Origin of the sequence: Nocardia sp. NPDC101769, from assembly GCF_044766925.1 — a bacterium.
GTDB lineage: Bacteria > Actinomycetota > Actinomycetes > Mycobacteriales > Mycobacteriaceae > Nocardia.
In genome coordinates this window covers 66,325-82,785 of the sequence record NZ_JBIWMX010000039.1, presented here as the reverse complement: position 1 = coordinate 82,785, position 16,461 = coordinate 66,325, and the positions used below count along the sequence as shown (strand labels likewise).

Genomic DNA, 16,461 nt, shown 5'->3' with positions numbered 1-16,461 from the left:
GCGGTCCAAGATCAGAACACCGGCGACATGATCGATCATCAAGCGCCCGTTGGCAATCCAGGCCGGGTCAATCACGCAAACCGTGCCAGATCCCGTTTTCACATGCCGCCGACATGCGTCCTTCGCGATCGCCGATCACAGCTGAGATCGTCGCCGACTTCCACGTCCATGCCCGGCAATCGGCATGATGGTGCGTTCGGCCGGCCGCGGCCTGGCCCGCCCGAACAGCCTTGTAAGCGTGTCAATGGCCATTTGGAAGTCGCCGCTGGTGGCCGGGTGAGGTATCCGCTGGTGGCCAGGAAAAGTCCCCACCCCCTTGCAGGGGGTGGGGTGGTTAGGTCAGGGGTTCTCACCTCGCTTGGTTCGGTTTCTCATGCGGTAGGAATCGCCGTCGGTGATGACGACGGTGGCGTGGTGCAGGAGTCGGTCGAGGATGCTGGCGGCGGTGGTGTGTTCGGGCAGGAATCGGCCCCATTGCTCGAACGGCCAGTGGGAAGCGACGGCCAGCGAGCGGCGCTCGTAGGCAGCCGCGACGAGGCGGAATAGCAGTTGTGTGCCGGTGTCATCGAGTGGGGCGAAACCGATTTCGTCGAGGATCAGGAGGTCCGCGCGCAGCAGGGTGTCGATGACTTTGCCGACGGTGTTGTCGGCCAGGCCGCGGTAGAGGGTGTCGATCAGGTCGGCGGCGGTGAAGTATCGGACCTTGAGTCCGGCGGTCACCGCGGCGTGACCGAGCCCGATCAGGGTGTGACTCTTGCCCGTGCCCGGTGGCCCGATCAACGCCAGATTCTGTTGGGTGGCAACCCATTCCAGGCTTGCCAGGTAGTCGAAGGTGGCCTGTGGGATGGAGGACGCCGTGACGTCGAATCCGTCCAGGGTCTTGGTGATCGGGAATGCGGCGGCCTTGAGCCGATTGCGGGTATTGGAGGCGTCGCGGGCGGCCAGCTCGGTGTCGAGCAGGGTGCGCAGCACCTCCTCCGGGGTCCAACGCTGAGTCTTGGCGACTGCCAGGACTTCCGGTGCGGTGCGGCGGATCGCGGCCAGTTTCAACCGGCGCAATCCGGCATCGAGATCGGCCGCCAGTTCCGGGAGCTGTTTGAGGACTGTGGTTTTCGATCGAGTCGTGGTGTTCATGCGCCGCTCCCGTCACGGGTGATCTTGTATGCGTCCAGCGACCGTGTCGGGGCGGTGGGCAGGTCCAGAACCAGGGCGTCCCCGGCAGGGCGGGGCTGCGGGGTTCCAGTGCCGGCGGCCAGGATGGAGCGGACGTCGGCGGCGCGGAACCGTTTGAACGCGACCGCTCGCCGCAGAGCAGCGACCAAGGCGTCGCGCCCGTGGGCGGCGCCGAGGGCAAGCAGGATCTCCAACTCGCCCGCCAGTCGGCTGTTGCCGCCCGCGGCCGCGCCGACAAGGAACGCTTCCGCGTCGGCGCCGAGCGCGCAGAACTGTTGCTCGACAGTGGTTTTCGGACGCGGCCCACGATTCGGTGCGGGGCGGGGACCGTCGTAGTGGGCATCGAGAATCGACGCTTCCCCGGGTGCGACCAACTCGTGTTCGGCCACGATCACTCCGGTCGCTGGTTCGAGCACCAGCAGCGCGCCGTGATCGACCACGATCTGAACTGCTTCGCCGATCAGGCGGGTGGGCACCGAATAGCGGGCCGACCCATAGCGAACACACGACAGTCGGTCGACCTTGCGGGTCTCGGCTGCCGCGCCGATCTCCATTCGCAGAGACGGCGACGGTGTCAACAACTCTCGCTCGATTTCCAGGCGCTGGTCAGGGACCGCGCAGATCTCTGAATGCATCAGCGAATTCACCTCCGCGCACCAGGTTTCCGCCGCGGCGTTGGCCTCGCGCAGCCCGAGGGTTCGGCCGGTCATGGCGGCTTCGGTCAGTAACGGGACCGCCAGATCGCGTTGGGCATAACCGCAGAGGTTCTCCACGATGCCTTTCGATTGCGGGTCAGCGGCGCGGCAGAAATCCGGGGAGAATCCGTAATGTGTTGCGAACCTGATGTATTCGGGTGTCGGGACCACGACATCGGCGACTACCCCGGCCTTCAGGCAACCCATCCGGTCGGCCAGCACCTTGGCCGGAACCCCGCCGATCGCGGCCAAGGCTTGCGCGATCATCGCCAGCGTCGTGGACTGCTTCTGGTCGGCAGCGAACGCGGCGAAGCGCCACCGCGAGAACGCCAGCACCGCGCAGAACACGAACAACCCCGGCGCGGCCTCGGCCCAATCGATCACCAGATACTCACCAGGCGACCACACCGCCGGACGCCGCCCCCGATGATTATCCTTGCGCCACAATGCTTTCTGCTCGGCCACCAGGCGGCGGAAGTTCCGCGGCGACCCCTCGTATCCGGCGGCACGAGCGATCGGCAACAGCCGTTTGGCCGAGATCCGACCCTTCGACTTGTCGACCCGCTCTCCGACCAGCTCGGCAACCACGTCGAAATTGCGCGGCCTCGCCGCCGGTGCTGCGCCGCCGACCGCGGCGCGTTCAACGACTCGTTTCACCGTTTTATGAGTAGTGCCGCACAACTCGGCCGCACCTCGATACGTTCCGACCTCTCGATAGGCGGAAATGATGTCCATACGCTCCCTCGCAGACTTCAATGGAACTCCCTGGGCGGTGATGTGACAGTTGGCGCTATCACCGTCACCGCCCAGGCCACAAGTTCCGGGCTGACACGACGAGCAAGGGAATGGGGACTTTTACCTGGCCGCCAGCGGGGACCTAAAGTTGGCCACCAGCGGGGACTCTCTCATGGCCACGGACATAAGCGGCGGATGAGCGCGTTTGTTACCCAGCCGCTCGGGCGGTTGGCCGCTACGCTCGGAAGCGATGATCGAGACGATATTTCCTGCTGGCATCGCAACAGCCGAATTGCACGAGTGCCCCGACGATCTCAAGCCCCATCCTGCCGAAGAACACCTCATCACACGATCAGTGGACAAACGCCGCAGGGAATTCATCGGGGCCCGCCATTGCGCTCGTCAAGCTCTTCAACAGCTCGGCGAGCCGCCGGTGGCAATCGGGAAAGGCGAACGCGGAGCACCAGTCTGGCCCCGCGGGATCGTGGGCAGCCTCACCCATTGCGAGGGATACCAGGCAGCTGCACTGGCCCACCAACTGCGGTTCAGGTCGGTTGCGATCGACGCCGAACCGCACGAAGCCCTGCCCGAGGGCGTCGGCGGTACCGTCGCTCTACCACCCGAGCAAGAGTGGCTGCACTCCGTCACTTCCGAACTACATCTGGACCGGCTCCTGTTCTGCGCCAAGGAAACGACCTATAAGGCATGGTTCCCACTCACCAAACGCTGGCTCGGATTCGAGGACGCCCACATCACTTTCACCGTCGACGAGGACTCCGGTAGCGACGGCGCAGGTACATTCCACAGCCGACTGCTGGTACCCGGTCCGGTCATCGACGGCGGATCACCTCTGAGCTCGTTCGATGGCCGCTGGAAGATCAGTAGCGGGTTGATCCTGACAGCGATCACGTTCAACTAGTCGACCGTCTCAAAGACTCGATAATCGGCAAAGTAGTGCGTTCGTCGGACGGTCCGTGCGGATCAGTCGGTTGGACGCGGTGGTTGGTGGTCGGCGGGGTGTTGGTGTCCGGTCACCGGAACCGTTTGAGGTAGTCCTGCCAGTTCCAGGTCGACAGGAAGGTAAGCGCGGCCTGGTAGCCGTTGGTGTAGAGCGCCCGGGTTTCGGCCGGGGTGATCTCGAAGTCGACGACGCCGACCTCGGTCGAGTCGACCCGGATAGCGCGGGCAGCGACCCAGGGCTGGTTGAGGTAGGTCTGATCCCGGCCGACCAGGATGGTGGAGATCATCTGCTCCAGTAGGTGCAGTGCCCCCGGTTGCGGCAACCGCAGCAGCGGTATGACCTTGTCGTCACCGGCGGGCAGGTTGGGCAGCAGCGTGACACCGAAGGTGGGCCAGCGCGGCGGCTTTCCGTCGGTGCGGTCGAGCGAGTCGATCGGGAAGTTCGACAGCAGTCCACCGTCCAGCAGCGTCGAGGTCACCTTCGTCGTGGTGTTTTCCAGCGGGACCGATCGGAAGAAGAAGGGGATGGACATCGACGCGCGGACGGCGTCTGCCACCGACTGCTCATCGGGGTCCAGGCCGTAGACGGATCGGTAGTCCCAGGGCAGCCGCACCAGCTGGCCCAGCGTGACATCGGAAACGGTGACGACCAGCTTGTATCGGCGCTCGGGCGGCAGGTCCTCATCTTTGATCTTCAGGTCACCGAAGGTGTGGATGTTCAGATCGGCCAGCTGACTACGGACCCAGTCGTGGGCGTAGTCGCCCTTGAAGACGCCATTGCCCAGGAGCAGTTCCAGCCCCGGTCCGGCGAATGGGATCCGCCCCAGCGGCGTCGGGTCGAGGAACTTTCGGTAGTCCATGCTCAGCGCGACCTCTTTCAGCGCCTGGCCGGTCAGCCCGGCGGCAACGATCGACCCGACGACCGCGCCGGCTGAGGTGCCCGACACCCTGTTCAGGGTGTATCCGGCCTCGGTCAGCGCCACGGCAGCCCCGACGAGTCCGATGCCCTTGACTCCGCCACCCTCGAGGACAAGGTCAGCCCGCAGCACCTGATCGGCCTCGGTCACAGCGCATTCCTGCCGTCTCGATCGGTGTCGCACAGTGGCTCGAGGTGAGCGACGCGGTTGCGCAGACTGTGCAGCGTGTCGACCCAGTACATGATCACCAGAGGGTCGCAGAGTTCACGAAGGAGCCGAGCTTCAGGAGGAAGCATCCGATCACTGTCAGCGAGCGCCACAGGGTTAGACCGAGGTGGCATTACTGAACCTCCCTACGAAAGCCAACAGGTCCATCGTGCGCAACGCGTCGCTATCGACGCCCTATCCAGGCTTCGCAACGACCTCCCCATCGCCTTCTGCATCCTGCTGCTCTGCCTCGGTGGGTGGGTCGGCGTGGTTGACGATAGCGAGGATCTTCTCGGTGAGGACGTATTGCGCGGTCACGATTTGGAGGCAGCGGCGGCAGATTGGGGGGCCTCCCTGAAGGTGGTATCGGCCGTAACGCCGGGCAAAGAGGAGAGACCGTCCGAAGCCGATGCGAACGCGATTGACACGCTGATCGGCAATAGCGGACGTTCTGTACCGCACCAGATTTCGGCCGCCGGCGCCCCGCGCTGGCTGGTTCGGTCAGCGCGGTATGCGGCAGTTGAGTGCGTCTGGATGCGGGCAGTCTGGGCCCTGATTCTCGCTGACCAATCAACCAAGGTCGTTGGGCGTAGTCACGATGGTGGCGTTGCCGGCCTCCCAGTCGCCTGACGCGCGCAGGCGGCCCGCAGTACCCCCCAATGCGGCAATTCAGCAGGGGGATTGCGCGGGTGCAGTGCGACGTGCGGATCTCTAGTTCGGTTAACGCGCCAGCATGCTGGATCACCCGGTGCTGAATCTGAAAGTGGCACAACGAGCCTTGGCGCAGCACGCACAGTGCGGCGAGGAGTGCGAGGCGAAGCGGTATTTCAGCCGGCAGGTGCCCTACCCGGAGCGGAGTGGGCACCGGGAGCACGGCGCCACCAGCTGGAACATCTGGGTCGGCTCGTGACCGCTCAGGGACGAATATTCGGGTGATCCGGGCTCCCGCGCGAAGGAAGTTCGATACAGTTCCTCCATGAAGAAGGTTTCTTCAGGATCGAATGTGTCGGGCGGGGCGGTTCCGCTGGATGCCATCGACCGGCTGCTGCTCGATGAGCTGGCCCGCGACGGGCGAATGACCAACAATGCGCTGGCCGCGGCGGCGGGGATCGCACCCTCGACCTGCCTGGGGAGGGTGCGGGCGCTGGTGGAACACGGGGTGATCCGCGGGTTCCACGCCGATATCGACCCGGCCGCGCTGGGTCGCGATCTGCAGGCCATGATCGCGGTGCGGGTACGTGCGTCGGCGCGCGGCCAGCTGGCCGAATTCGGTGAGCAGATGGCCGCGCTGCCGGAGGTCGAGAACGTGTATTTCATTGCCGGGGCGGACGATTACCTGATCCATGTCGCCACCGCCGACTCCGGCGAACTACGCACCTTCGTGCTCGAGCATCTGAGCGCGCACCCCGCCGTCGCGTCCACGGAGACGATTCTCATCTTCGAGCACGTGCGCCCCGGGCATCGCTCCGCCTCCTGATCGGCGGCGGGGGCTGGTGCCTGCCATGTCCGGAAAGGTTGATTCAGCAAGCGGAACCCTCAGCGCTACGCTGCGGAGCTGAGTGCGACGGACAGCCCGGGTACAGCTCGCTGATCAACCCGACCCACCGTCATCTCGGTGCTGCCGGTCACGGTCCGAGGAACAGTCGTTCGCACGGCAGGCGCGGCAGCAGCCGATGGTCGTCGATGGCGTCGCGTATGAATTCGATTGTGAACCAATGCTTTTTGCGCCAATCGTGGATCAGGTTACGGACTGCCGCCGCTGTGACCGTGTAATCGAAGACCACGCCGGCCAGCCAGATCCGCACGTGAACATCACCTTCGGGCAGGAACCATCGTTCGGTAGTCATGGCCGGTCACCATCGCCGGGCATTACCGTGTCAACCTTTCCGGATGAGGTTTCAGACGGCCAGGGAGTGTGCGGCGTAACCGTGCGCTGCCGCAACCGATTCCGAGAGTAGTTCGCCCTTGTGGGTGCTCAGGCCCGCGGCCAGGCCCGGGTCGGCGGCGACGGCGGCGCGCCAGCCCTTGTCGGCCAGGGCGACGGCATAGGGGAGGGTGGCGTTGGTGAGGGCCACCGTCGAGGTGTGCGGCACCGCGCCGGGCATATTGGCCACGCAGTAGAAGATCGAGCCGTGCACCCGGTAAGTGGGCTCGGCGTGCGTGGTGGGACGGGAGTCGGCGAAGCAGCCGCCCTGGTCGATGGCGATGTCGACCAGCACCGAACCCGGCTTCATCTGGGCGACAAGGTCATTGGAGACCAGGGTGGGGGCCTTCGCGCCGGGCACCAGCACCGCGCCGATGACCAGGTCGGCCTCGCGCACCAGGTTCTCGACCTCGAGCCGGTTGGACATGACGGTGCGCACCTGGCCGTGGTACAGATCGTCGATCTCGCGCAGGCGCTGAATGTTCAAGTCCAGCACCGTGACCTCGGCATGCATGCCGTGCGCGACGGCAATGGCATTGCGTCCGGACACGCCCGCACCGATCACCACCACGCGGGCCGGGCGCACACCCGGCACACCGCCCATGAGCACGCCGCGGCCGCCGCCGCTGCGCATCAGGTGATATGCGCCCGCCTGCGGCGCCAGCCGGCCCGCGACCTCGCTCATCGGGGCCAGCAGCGGCAGGGAACCGTCGGGGGCGGTGACGGTTTCGTAGGCGAGGGAGGTGATGCCCGAGGACAGCAGGGCGTCGGTGCACTCCCGGGAGGCGGCCAGGTGCAGGTAGGTGAACAGCACCTGATCCTGACGCAGGCGCGAATACTCCTCGGCGACGGGTTCTTTCACCTTGAGCACCAGATCGGCGATGCCCCAGACCTCGTCGGCGGTGTCGAGCACCTGCGCACCCGCGAAGCGGTATGCGTCGTCCTCGAACGTCGAGCCGACGCCCGCACCGGCCTCGACGACCACCTCGTGGCCGCGGGCCACCAGCTCGTGCACGCCGGCGGGCGTGCAGGCCACCCGGTACTCGTGGTTCTTGACCTCGCGGGGAATTCCGATCTTCATCCGCACTCCTGACTCTCTCGACTGGGTTTCGGCGGGATCGCCGCCAGAGAGTCAGTATGAAGATTGTGCGAGATCAGCACCAGAGAGGTGAATAAAATTCTCTGAACATGCACTCTACTATTCGAATACTCGAAATCCTTGAGTGCGATCTGAGTCACACCGAAGCATCTTCGGCGTTTGCCGCGCTACTGCAACGGCTCCGGCCAGCTGTCGCCGATCGGCCAACCGCCCGCCCGCAGCTGAGCGCGGACCCGATCCAGATCGCCGGCGCGCGGCATCTCATCGGTGAGTTTGGTGATGATCACCCCGACGTCTGCCCGGTCGGCGGGCAGCGCGCCGAGCAGCACCAGCTCGGCGGCCACCTGCCGCACCTCGTCCTCGGACAGCCGCCGGGCCAGCACGGCCAGCAGCGGCAGATAGTCGGTGTCGGGGACGCCGTTCGGGTACCCGGCGCGCAGCCAGCCGACAATCCTGGCCAGTAGCTCGGACAACTCCATCGGCGCTCGGTTCCACTCTGCCGGAACGGATCTCACGCCTCGGACGGGTCGCCCAGCGGCCACCCGCCGGCCGCCAGCCGGGCCGCGACCCGGTTCACGTCGTCGGCGCCGGGCTTCTCGTGGGCGAGTCGCGCGATGGCGGTTTCGATGGCGGCCCGGTCCAGCACGCCGCCGGAAGCGAGCAATCCCTCGATGACCTCATCGACTTCGCGGTCGGTGAGCTTGCGGTGCAACACCGCGAACAGGGCCACGTAGTCCTCACGCGGGATGCCGTGCGGGTAGCCCGCGCGCAGCCAGGCGAGGACGGTGGCGAGGATCGAACGATTGGTCGTCATGGCTCACTTCTTCGGGGGCTTCGCACCGAACAACTGGATGTCGAAGGTGTGGCTGATGAAATCCTTGGCGATATAGAGGATTCCGGCGGTGACCACGATCAGGGCGGCCGCGAAGCAGAGGTAGGCGATGGCGGTGACGACCACATTGCGGTTGGTGGTGGCCGGGCCGTCGGCGGCCGGTTCCAGGGCCCAGAGCCGGACGCCGATCCCGAAGATCACCGGCACCCCGACCCCGAGCACCAGCGCGATCAGCGTGACCTCGCCCAGGGACTTGGCGATGGCGTTGAAAGTGTGCATGCTCGCTCTCCTCAGGCCGCGGCCGTCTCGCGGGGCTGGGCCGGCGGGGTGAGGCCGTCCTGCCAGTCGTCGTTGACATTGCTGGTGTCGATTGGATTGCGGCGCGAGCGAAGGTACATGAAGACCGACAGGGCGATGAGCACGGCCAGCACGATCAGCACACCGGGCAGGCCACCGCCGAGATCGGCGACCCACCAGCAGGCCGCGCCGACCAGACCGGCCAGCGGCAGGGTCAGCACCCAGGCCACGGCCATGCGGCCCATGACACCCCAGCGCACCTCCGCGCCCGGCTTGCCCAGGCCCGTGCCCAGGATGGATCCGGTCGCGGTCTGGGTGGTCGACAGCGGCAGGCCGAACTGAGCCGAGGTGAGAATGATGGCCGCCGAGGAGGTCTCGGCCGCGAAGCCCTGCGGCGAATCGATCTCCACCAGGCCCTTGCCCAGGGTGCGGATGATGCGCCAGCCGCCCAGATAGGTACCTGCGGCGATCGCCAGCGCGCAGCACACCTTCACCCACAGCGGGATATCGTCGGCATTCGTGTAGGTGCCGCGGGCGACCAGGGCCATGAAGATGACGCCCATGGTCTTCTGGGCGTCATTGGTGCCGTGGGCCAGCGAGACAAGCGACGCGGAACCGATTTGGCCCCAACGGAATGCGGTGCTCACCCGGTCCTTGCGGGAGTGGCGTGTCAGCCAGTAGACCGCGTAGGTGCCCAGTCCGGCCACCAATGCGGCGACGAAGGGCGCCAGCACGGCCGGGAGGATGATCTTGTTGATCAGACCGGTCTTCTGATCCCCGGTCCAGATCACGCCGCTCGCGCCCAGCGCCGCGACCGCGGCCCCGATCAGGCCACCGAAGAGGGCATGGGAGGAACTCGACGGAATTCCGACCAGCCAGGTGAAGAGATTCCACAGAATTCCGCCGACCAGGCCCGCGAAAACTATGTGCAGCAGGGCCATACCGTGGATACCGCTGATATTCAACAGCCCACCCGAGACCGTCTTGGCGACCTCGACCGACAGAAACGCTCCGACCAGGTTGAGCACGGCCGACAGGGCCACTGCCACCCGGGGAGCGAGCGCGCCGGTCGCGATGGAGGTCGCCATCGCATTCGCCGTGTCATGGAACCCGTTGGTGAAATCGAAAGCCAACGCGGTAACCACCACGATCAAGAGAACCAGTAGCTCAGCGCTCACAACTCCAGTGTCACAACGGAATACCGTGCGCAGAACGCCTACACGCCGGTGTTCACTGGAAATTCAATCGGATAACCCCGGGACCGTCGCCCGGGGTATCCGGCCTCTCACATGCCCTGGCAGCAGCCGGGCATGAGCGTGCACATCCAGTTGCACAGCATCTGCAGCGGGTTCATTCGCGATCACCTCCTCTCGCAGGATTCGGAATCGAGCGGGGGCCGGAGGTGGGCGGACTACGCCATCAGTGAAATGAACGCGCGGCGGTGGTGTTTCGCGGTGAGAATGAGGCGGGCCGCTGGGGCCCGAGGTTCTGGAGGGTGGAGATGGACGAGGTGCTGCTCACGCCGCCGGATGCCGCCGAGGTGCGGTTCCTGGCGCGGGGTGTGGTCAGTGCGGCGGCAGGGGAGACGGGGCTGACGCCGCTGCAGGAGTTGCTGATTCCGGCGTTGTTCCTGTCGATGACCGGGCATCCGGTGGAACTGGCCGAGGTGCGCCCGATCGGGGCGGCGGAGTTCGCGGACGGCATGGCGCGGCGCAATCGGGTTTTCCGGGAACGCATCGTGCAGACCATGCTGCTCGCGGCGCTGGTGGTGCGTCCGCTGCCGGCGGAAGTGGGAAACCGGCTGCGGGAGTTCGCCGATGCGCTGGGCGTCGACGACGACATGATCGCCGTCGCGCAGCGCTACGCCGAGGGCGCGGTGGATCTGGCCGCGGTCGACTTCACCCGCAATGGCTATCTGGGCAATACGAACACGCTGCGGCTGGACGCGCTGCACACCGAGGGCCTGGACAGCTCGTGGAGCGCGGTCACCGACGATCCTGTGCTGGCCGGGAGCTGGGCCGAACTGTGGGATCTGCCCGTCGGCACGCTGGGACGCGGCGTCGCCGACTTCTACCGCGACCGCGGCTTCGTCACCCCCGGCCTGCCCGGTTCCGCCCCGCCGCTGCTGGCCCAGCACGACTGGGTGCACGTGCTCGCCGGGTACGGGACCACCCTCGAGAACGAGATCGAGGTCTTCGCCTTCATGGCCCGCGCCAATGACGATCCGCGCGCGTTCAGCTTGCTGGCCATGGTGATTTCGCTGTTCGAGACCGGGTACCTGCGTGCGGGCGCGGGCCTGTTCGAGGCCGACGAAGGCCACCTCAGCACCCGGGGCATGGCCGAACGGCTCGGCGATGCCATGCGGCGCGGCGCACTCACCCGGGGCAGCCACGACTTCCTCGACCTGGATTGGTTCTCGCTCGCCGACCGCCCGATCACGGTGGTGCGCAATGAGATCGGCCTGGCCCCCAAGTCCGGGTCGGCACTCGTGGCGGGCTCGGCCGGACCGTGGCAGCCCGGCGGGATCACGCCGTATCAGCTGAACTCCTCGAAAAATGCTGCGGAGGCGTCGGGACGGCCCTACGTGCCCTGGCAGCCCGACCCGTCGCGCGACTGACCGGCTTCAGCGGAAGTCAGATCTGCTGTACGAAGGTCGTGCCCGGAGGTCCGGGTGAGCGGCGCGAGCGCCTTGCGCACCACTCACCCGGCACGTCGACCACCCGACCCCGAGGTGAGCGGTCAGCCCTGCCCGAGCAGGCCGAGCATGCCGGAAACGGCTGCGGGCCAGGTGAATTCCTCGGCGCGGCTGCGGGCGGCCCGGCGGCGTTCGGCGGCCGGGCGGGAAAGCACGTCGGTGACGGCCTCGGCGAAAGCCCTCGGATGGTCTGCGGCGACCGCACCCGCTTCGGCGGTGATGATGTCGGCCAGCGCGGAGGAGCGGCTGACCACCACCGGGGTCCCGGCGGCGAGGGCTTCCAGCGCGGCCAGGCCGAAGGTCTCGTGCGGGCCGGGGGCCAGCGAGACGTCGGCGGTGGCCAGCAGGGTGGCCAAAGCGGTTCTGTCGTCGATGAATCCGGCGAAGTGGACGGTGGGGCGGCCGTCCGGGAGCGGTGGGATGGTGCGGGCGCGGCGTTCGAGGGCGTCGCGGCGAGGGCCGTCGCCCGCGACGACCAGACGGGCCTCGAGCCCGCGGCGGCGCAGTGCGCTCACCGCGGCGATGCTGCGGTCGACCCGTTTCTCGACCGAGAGGCGGCCGCAGTGCACCAGCAACGGGTAGTCGTCGGCGCCGAGATCGGTGCGCAGGCGGTGGTCGTGGCGGTCCGGCCGGAACATGTCCAGATCGACTCCGAGCGGGACGAGTTCGACGTTCTCGACGTCGATGCGGTGGAACTCCTCGCGCGCGAACTGGGTGGTGCAGACGACCACGTCGTAGTCCTCGGCGGTGCGGCGGTTGGCGGCGTCGGCGGCGCGGCGGGCGATCGGACCGGGCAGGATCTGGCCCAGCAACCGGTCGAGGCGCTCATGGGAGATCATCACGCCCGCGATGTCGCGGCGGCGCGCCCAGCGGCCGAAGCCACGCAGTGTCAACCGGTCCGACACCTCCAGCACATCGGGCCGCAGCCCGGCCAGGGTGTCGGCGACCCGGCGCGGGTCCGCTGCCCGGTAGCCCCCGGTCCACGGAATCTGCGGCGCGGGCACCGTGATCCGCAGTACCCCGGTCGGCAGCACCTCCTCGGCCCGCTTCGGCCCCGGCACGACCAGCGCCACCTCGTGCCCGGCGGCCGCATATCCCTCGCCCAGGTGATGCAACGCGGTGCGCAATCCACCCGACCGCGGACCATAGAAGTTCGCCAGCTGAACGATGCGCACGTGGCCGATCGTGCAGGGCAACGGGTTACCGTCGGCACCCCCGGCGCCAACACCACATGAACACCCGCGAAAGACCCAGCGAACCGGGCGTAGTCGGCACCTCGCACCGCCCACCCGAACCTCATACCCCGAATCCCGTCCGGCCCGGACCACCAAGATCGGAAAGCCCGCAGCGCGCAATTCCGGGCAAATCTCCATCACCCGGTCTGTGCTGCGTGGAGTCGGTATCAGGCAGGCGCGGGTGGATGGCCCAGCCGGCGACGTGGCCCGAGGCAGGCATCGTTCCCGGCGGCCGTGCCGTTTTCCGGTGGTGATCGCAATCGGTGAAAACCTTGGCTCGATTTGATCGTTTCCGCGGGTCCGGGATGCGGCTGTAGTGGAGGGCACCCGATTCCACTGGAGAAGACATGAGCAACGAGACAGGTTCGAACAAGGACGCCGAGGCGATCGCCGCTCGGCATGTGGCACCGCATCCCGCGGCCGTGGCGACGACCACCACTGCGGGCGGGCGGCTCATCGACTGGGTACCGATCGAATCCCAGGTTCCCGGCGGACAGGTCGCGACACCGCCGCCCGCCCCAGCAGATTCCGGTCCGCGGCGAACGACCGCCCCGTTTCCCGGCGAACTCGGTGCGGTCGCGTTCGAGTTGCAGGACCCGAACGCCGAACGCGGACCCGAGGGCACCGTGCCGATCCTGCGGGACCTGGCCGTCCACGCCCGTCGCGTCGCCCGGCGCGGCGCCGACAAGAAGGGGATCGACCGTCGCGGCGCAGGGCAGAATGCCGGTGCCGCCGACCCGAATCCGTTCGGCTACTACCACGCCACCAGCGGCCAGTCGGGCACGTTCTACGGTTGCCAGTCCTTCCTCGCGGTATACGACCCGTCGGTTGAAAACGGCAGTGATCACTCGATCAATCAATTCGGATTGCAGAATTACGACAATCCGCAGCCGCAGTCGCTCGAGGCGGGCTGGACCGTCGACCAGGGCCTCAACGGCGACGCCAGCCCACACATCTTCACCTACTACACCACCAACGGCTACACCAACGACGGCGACAACCTCGGCGGCTACAACGAGACCGTGCAGGGCTGGATCCAATACGACGCCACCGCCCATCCGGGCGCGGCGATCAACGGCATCAGCGTCATCGGCGGCCGGCAGATCGGCGTGAGCATGAAATTCCAGCTGTGGCAAGGCAATTGGTGGTTCCAGGTGCAAGGCGTCTGGCTCGGCTACTATCCGGCTTCGCTGTTCGGAACCGCCGCCCTGGCCGACCACGCCGGTTGGGCCGGGTTCTGGGGTGAGGTGTATTCCGCGTTGGCCGACCCCACCCAGACCACGACGCAGATGGGCAGCGGCGAATTCGCCGAGGCCGGTTGGCCGAATGCCTGCTTCCAGAACGGCATTCAGGTCCAAACCGTCACCGACGGCACCATGTCGGACCTCAATGGCAGTGCCTCCCAAGAGGATTCCACCTACTACGACATCGCCCAGACCATGCAGAGCGGCGCCGGCTGGGGCAGCTACTTCTTCGCAGGCGGCCCGGGCAACGGCGTCGCGCCGGCTTTCACGACACTCGTCACCGAAAAGGCAGAAGCACATGTCTGACCACCGCATCCCCGGCAAACGCGGCCGGCTCCCCGCACTGGCACCCGCCGACCGGTTCCCGCTGAAATATCTTCACGAATACACCCGGCCGGGCCAACCGTTGCCCGGACCCCAATACCCGGTCGATGTCAGTCAAGGCATCACCGACTGGGGCATGCTCGGCAACGGACCCGACCCGGCCTGCAGCAGTCACCCGAACGGGGTCGGCGACTGCACCTTCGCCGGCCGCCAGCACTATCGGATGGCCAAGGCGGCCCGCGGCCAGGAAAGCGAAAGCTGGGAAAGCTCCAACGATCTCGTCGCGGAATATCTGACATACGACCATGGGGTGGACAAGGGGGCCAACATCGCCCATCTGCTGCTCGCGTGGTACCGGGCCGGCAAGATCCTCGCTTTCGCCCCCGTCGACCACACCGACCCGGCTGCCGTCGACGCCGCAATGGCCGCCTTCACCGGCACCTACTGCGGGGTCTCCCTCACCGACGATGCCGACCAGCTGTTCAGCCGACAACGGCCGTGGACCGTCACCAATGGTGAACAGCCCGACCCGAGCGAAGGCCACTGCATCCTCAAGGTGGCCGCCGACGGTAACGGCACCGACACCTGGGTCACCTGGGGCGCGCAGCAGCAGTCCACCACTGCCTGGACGGCGGCCTGCCTGGACGAGGCCTGGGTCGTGATCACCCAGGAGGACACCAACACGCAGCTCATCGACATCGCCGCCCTCCGTGCCGATATCAACGCCCTCAACGGAACCGGTGGCTGACAGCGAGCCGGGCGAACCTACCCTCGGGAGAACACCATGCCCAAACTTTCCGAACTCAGCGCGACCGCGGTCGGCGCAATGGTTCTCGTGACCTCGGTCATCGTCGTCGCGGCCGCTGCCCCACTGTGGGACTACTTCTTCAGTAAGAAGGATGCCCCGCTCGCGGGCGGCGCCGGCGTGATAGCGGCGGCGACCTTTTTCGGGGTCTGGCTCATACAGCGCAAGCACGCACAGGGGCGGGCGAACCGGAACTCGATGCGTGATGCCATCGCCGCCGGATTCGTCGTGACCTATCTGGCTCTCGTCGCCTGGGCGGCCTTCTTGAATCTCATCGGTGGTCGAGACGGGAATGCCCTGGATCCGTTGACTGCGAACTTCACCGTGCTCACAGGCGTTGTCGTCGGCGGGTACTTCACCGCAGACGCCGCCAAGCAAATCGCCCAGATCAAGGCGGGGGCCGACAACACACCAGCCGAGGACAAGGCCGAAATCCAGACCGCCGGACAGATGCGCAGCGCCTGATCCCCGAGGGTTCTCTAGCTGTTCAGGACCTCGCCGCCGCCGCGGGCGGTTCGGGTGTGGGGTAGCGGCCGGCTACTGGTCTGGCCGCTTGACCTGTTGGGTGCGCACATCTAGCGTTCGGGGATGGCGTTCAAGCGGATCGATCGGCGGACGGTACCGGACACCGTGTTCGAGCAGCTCGTGGGTGAGGTGCTGGATGGCGAGTTGACGCCGGGGGCGGCGCTGCCCGCGGAGCGGGCCTTGGCGGAGACGCTGGGGGTGTCGCGGCCGACGGTGCGGGAGGCGCTGCAAAGGTTGGCCCACACCGGGCTGGTCGAGGTCCGGCAGGGTGGGTCGACGACGGTGCAGGACTTCCGGCGGCACGCGGGGCTGGAGATGTTGCCGCGGTTGCTGATTCGGCAGGGGGAGTTGGACCACGCGGTGGTGCGGTCGATCCTGGAGACGCGGTGGGTGCTCGGGCGGGAGGTGGCGGGGCTGGCCGCCGAGCGCGCCGGGGCCGGGCTGGCCGAGTCGCTGCACGCGGCGATGGAAACGCTTGCGGCGGAACATAATCCGGTGACACAGCAAATGTCCGCGATCACTTTCTGGGATCACCTCGTCGATGGTGCGGATTCCATCGTGTACCGGCTGCTCTACAACGATCTGCGCGCGGTCTACGAACCCGCGGTGGAGGCGCTGGCGGGGGTGATGGCCGGTGAGGTGGGCAGTGTCGATCGCTACCGCGCGCTGGCCGAGGCGGTCATCGCGGGCGACACACAGGAGGCGCGGGCAGCGGCGGATGCCCTGCTGGCGATCGCGGCGGAGTCGTTCGACGCATTTCTGGGGCAGGCTCGATCCGGTGCATAGGACGCCCG

18 protein-coding genes are annotated in these 16,461 nt (G+C 67.0%); 8 read left to right on the top strand and 10 right to left on the bottom strand.

The features are described from left to right. Positions 1–339: 339 nt before the first annotated feature. A complete protein-coding gene (gene istB / locus ACIRRA_RS39525) occupies positions 340–1,134 on the bottom strand; it encodes an IS21-like element helper ATPase IstB (protein ID WP_402779424.1) in 795 nt (264 codons plus the stop codon). After that, positions 1,131–2,624 carry an IS21 family transposase gene (gene istA, locus ACIRRA_RS39520; RefSeq protein WP_402779422.1) on the bottom strand — a complete coding sequence of 498 codons (1,494 nt, stop codon included), beginning with the start codon at positions 2,622–2,624 and terminating at the stop codon, positions 1,131–1,133. The genes istB and istA overlap by 4 nt, the downstream gene beginning before the upstream one ends. A gap of 229 nt (positions 2,625–2,853) precedes the next feature. Here istA and npt point away from each other — a divergent pair, with 229 nt between their 5' ends. Continuing rightward, the gene (gene npt / locus ACIRRA_RS39515) at positions 2,854–3,522 is read left to right on the top strand and encodes a 4'-phosphopantetheinyl transferase Npt (RefSeq protein WP_402779420.1); all 669 of its coding nucleotides are present in this window, start codon (positions 2,854–2,856) and stop codon (positions 3,520–3,522) included. Between the two features lie 112 nt (positions 3,523–3,634). On the opposite strand, the gene ACIRRA_RS39510 is transcribed toward npt, so the two are convergent. Then, on the bottom strand, positions 3,635–4,630 hold the full coding sequence (locus tag ACIRRA_RS39510) for a patatin-like phospholipase family protein (protein ID WP_402779418.1): 996 nt from the start codon (positions 4,628–4,630) through the stop codon (positions 3,635–3,637). A 790-nt stretch (positions 4,631–5,420) separates the two neighbouring features. Between ACIRRA_RS39510 and ACIRRA_RS39505 the strand changes: the two genes are divergently transcribed. Then, complete coding sequence (locus ACIRRA_RS39505; RefSeq protein WP_402779416.1) at positions 5,421–5,597, top strand: hypothetical protein; 177 nt, start codon at positions 5,421–5,423, stop codon at positions 5,595–5,597. Positions 5,598–5,663: 66 nt separating this feature from the next. Next, positions 5,664–6,164: an Lrp/AsnC family transcriptional regulator gene (locus ACIRRA_RS39500; protein WP_357005767.1), complete on the top strand. Its 501-nt coding sequence runs from the start codon at positions 5,664–5,666 to the stop codon at positions 6,162–6,164. 148 nt (positions 6,165–6,312) lie between these two features. On the opposite strand, the gene ACIRRA_RS39495 is transcribed toward ACIRRA_RS39500, so the two are convergent. The 6 genes from ACIRRA_RS39495 to ACIRRA_RS39470 form a co-directional block, all read right to left on the bottom strand. Continuing rightward, positions 6,313–6,534, bottom strand: coding sequence for a hypothetical protein (locus ACIRRA_RS39495; protein ID WP_402779413.1), 222 nt, complete (start codon positions 6,532–6,534; stop codon positions 6,313–6,315). A 51-nt stretch (positions 6,535–6,585) separates the two neighbouring features. Then, positions 6,586–7,692, bottom strand: coding sequence for an alanine dehydrogenase (gene ald, locus ACIRRA_RS39490; RefSeq protein WP_402779411.1), 1,107 nt, complete (start codon positions 7,690–7,692; stop codon positions 6,586–6,588). Between the two features lie 185 nt (positions 7,693–7,877). After that, positions 7,878–8,189 carry a DUF3349 domain-containing protein gene (locus ACIRRA_RS39485; RefSeq protein ID WP_402779409.1) on the bottom strand — a complete coding sequence of 104 codons (312 nt, stop codon included), beginning with the start codon at positions 8,187–8,189 and terminating at the stop codon, positions 7,878–7,880. A 32-nt stretch (positions 8,190–8,221) separates the two neighbouring features. Next, positions 8,222–8,524: a DUF3349 domain-containing protein gene (locus ACIRRA_RS39480; RefSeq protein WP_402779407.1), complete on the bottom strand. Its 303-nt coding sequence runs from the start codon at positions 8,522–8,524 to the stop codon at positions 8,222–8,224. 3 nt (positions 8,525–8,527) lie between these two features. Then, on the bottom strand, positions 8,528–8,821 hold the full coding sequence (locus tag ACIRRA_RS39475) for a hypothetical protein (RefSeq protein WP_402779405.1): 294 nt from the start codon (positions 8,819–8,821) through the stop codon (positions 8,528–8,530). A gap of 11 nt (positions 8,822–8,832) precedes the next feature. Then, positions 8,833–10,017, bottom strand: a complete 1,185-nt coding sequence (locus ACIRRA_RS39470; protein ID WP_402779403.1) for an anion permease — start codon at positions 10,015–10,017, stop codon at positions 8,833–8,835. 317 nt (positions 10,018–10,334) lie between these two features. Between ACIRRA_RS39470 and ACIRRA_RS39465 the strand changes: the two genes are divergently transcribed. Further along, complete coding sequence (locus tag ACIRRA_RS39465) at positions 10,335–11,456, top strand: hypothetical protein (protein WP_402779400.1); 1,122 nt, start codon at positions 10,335–10,337, stop codon at positions 11,454–11,456. A 122-nt stretch (positions 11,457–11,578) separates the two neighbouring features. Here ACIRRA_RS39465 and ACIRRA_RS39460 read toward each other — a convergent pair whose 3' ends face one another. Next, positions 11,579–12,709: a glycosyltransferase gene (locus tag ACIRRA_RS39460; protein ID WP_402779398.1), complete on the bottom strand. Its 1,131-nt coding sequence runs from the start codon at positions 12,707–12,709 to the stop codon at positions 11,579–11,581. Between the two features lie 407 nt (positions 12,710–13,116). Here ACIRRA_RS39460 and ACIRRA_RS39455 point away from each other — a divergent pair, with 407 nt between their 5' ends. From ACIRRA_RS39455 to ACIRRA_RS39440, 4 genes are all read left to right on the top strand, one after another. Continuing rightward, a complete protein-coding gene (locus ACIRRA_RS39455; RefSeq protein ID WP_402779396.1) occupies positions 13,117–14,319 on the top strand; it encodes a neprosin family prolyl endopeptidase in 1,203 nt (400 codons plus the stop codon). Continuing rightward, positions 14,312–15,085, top strand: a complete 774-nt coding sequence (locus ACIRRA_RS39450; RefSeq protein ID WP_402779394.1) for a hypothetical protein — start codon at positions 14,312–14,314, stop codon at positions 15,083–15,085. Before ACIRRA_RS39455 ends, ACIRRA_RS39450 begins: the two co-directional genes overlap by 8 nt. Before the next feature lie 87 nt (positions 15,086–15,172). Further along, the gene (locus ACIRRA_RS39445) at positions 15,173–15,607 is read left to right on the top strand and encodes a hypothetical protein (protein WP_402779392.1); all 435 of its coding nucleotides are present in this window, start codon (positions 15,173–15,175) and stop codon (positions 15,605–15,607) included. 123 nt (positions 15,608–15,730) lie between these two features. After that, positions 15,731–16,453 (top strand): FadR/GntR family transcriptional regulator, encoded by a 723-nt coding sequence (locus tag ACIRRA_RS39440; protein ID WP_402779390.1) that lies wholly within the window; start codon positions 15,731–15,733, stop codon positions 16,451–16,453. Positions 16,454–16,461: the final 8 nt, after the last annotated feature.

What these genes read in the sequence shown, in the direction of transcription:
- ald (WP_402779411.1), bottom strand. Translation starts at nt 7,692, where the DNA reads ATGAAGATCGGAATTCCCCGCGAGGTCAAGAACCACGAGTACCGGGTG.
- ACIRRA_RS39500 (WP_357005767.1), top strand. Translation starts at nt 5,664, where the DNA reads ATGAAGAAGGTTTCTTCAGGATCGAATGTGTCGGGCGGGGCGGTTCCG.
- ACIRRA_RS39485 (WP_402779409.1), bottom strand. Translation starts at nt 8,189, where the DNA reads ATGGAGTTGTCCGAGCTACTGGCCAGGATTGTCGGCTGGCTGCGCGCC.
- ACIRRA_RS39440 (WP_402779390.1), top strand. Translation starts at nt 15,731, where the DNA reads ATGGCGTTCAAGCGGATCGATCGGCGGACGGTACCGGACACCGTGTTC.
- ACIRRA_RS39505 (WP_402779416.1), top strand. Translation starts at nt 5,421, where the DNA reads ATGCTGGATCACCCGGTGCTGAATCTGAAAGTGGCACAACGAGCCTTG.
- ACIRRA_RS39495 (WP_402779413.1), bottom strand. Translation starts at nt 6,534, where the DNA reads ATGACTACCGAACGATGGTTCCTGCCCGAAGGTGATGTTCACGTGCGG.
- npt (WP_402779420.1), top strand. Translation starts at nt 2,854, where the DNA reads ATGATCGAGACGATATTTCCTGCTGGCATCGCAACAGCCGAATTGCAC.
- istB (WP_402779424.1), bottom strand. Translation starts at nt 1,134, where the DNA reads ATGAACACCACGACTCGATCGAAAACCACAGTCCTCAAACAGCTCCCG.
- ACIRRA_RS39450 (WP_402779394.1), top strand. Translation starts at nt 14,312, where the DNA reads ATGTCTGACCACCGCATCCCCGGCAAACGCGGCCGGCTCCCCGCACTG.
- ACIRRA_RS39455 (WP_402779396.1), top strand. Translation starts at nt 13,117, where the DNA reads ATGAGCAACGAGACAGGTTCGAACAAGGACGCCGAGGCGATCGCCGCT.
- ACIRRA_RS39480 (WP_402779407.1), bottom strand. Translation starts at nt 8,524, where the DNA reads ATGACGACCAATCGTTCGATCCTCGCCACCGTCCTCGCCTGGCTGCGC.
- ACIRRA_RS39475 (WP_402779405.1), bottom strand. Translation starts at nt 8,821, where the DNA reads ATGCACACTTTCAACGCCATCGCCAAGTCCCTGGGCGAGGTCACGCTG.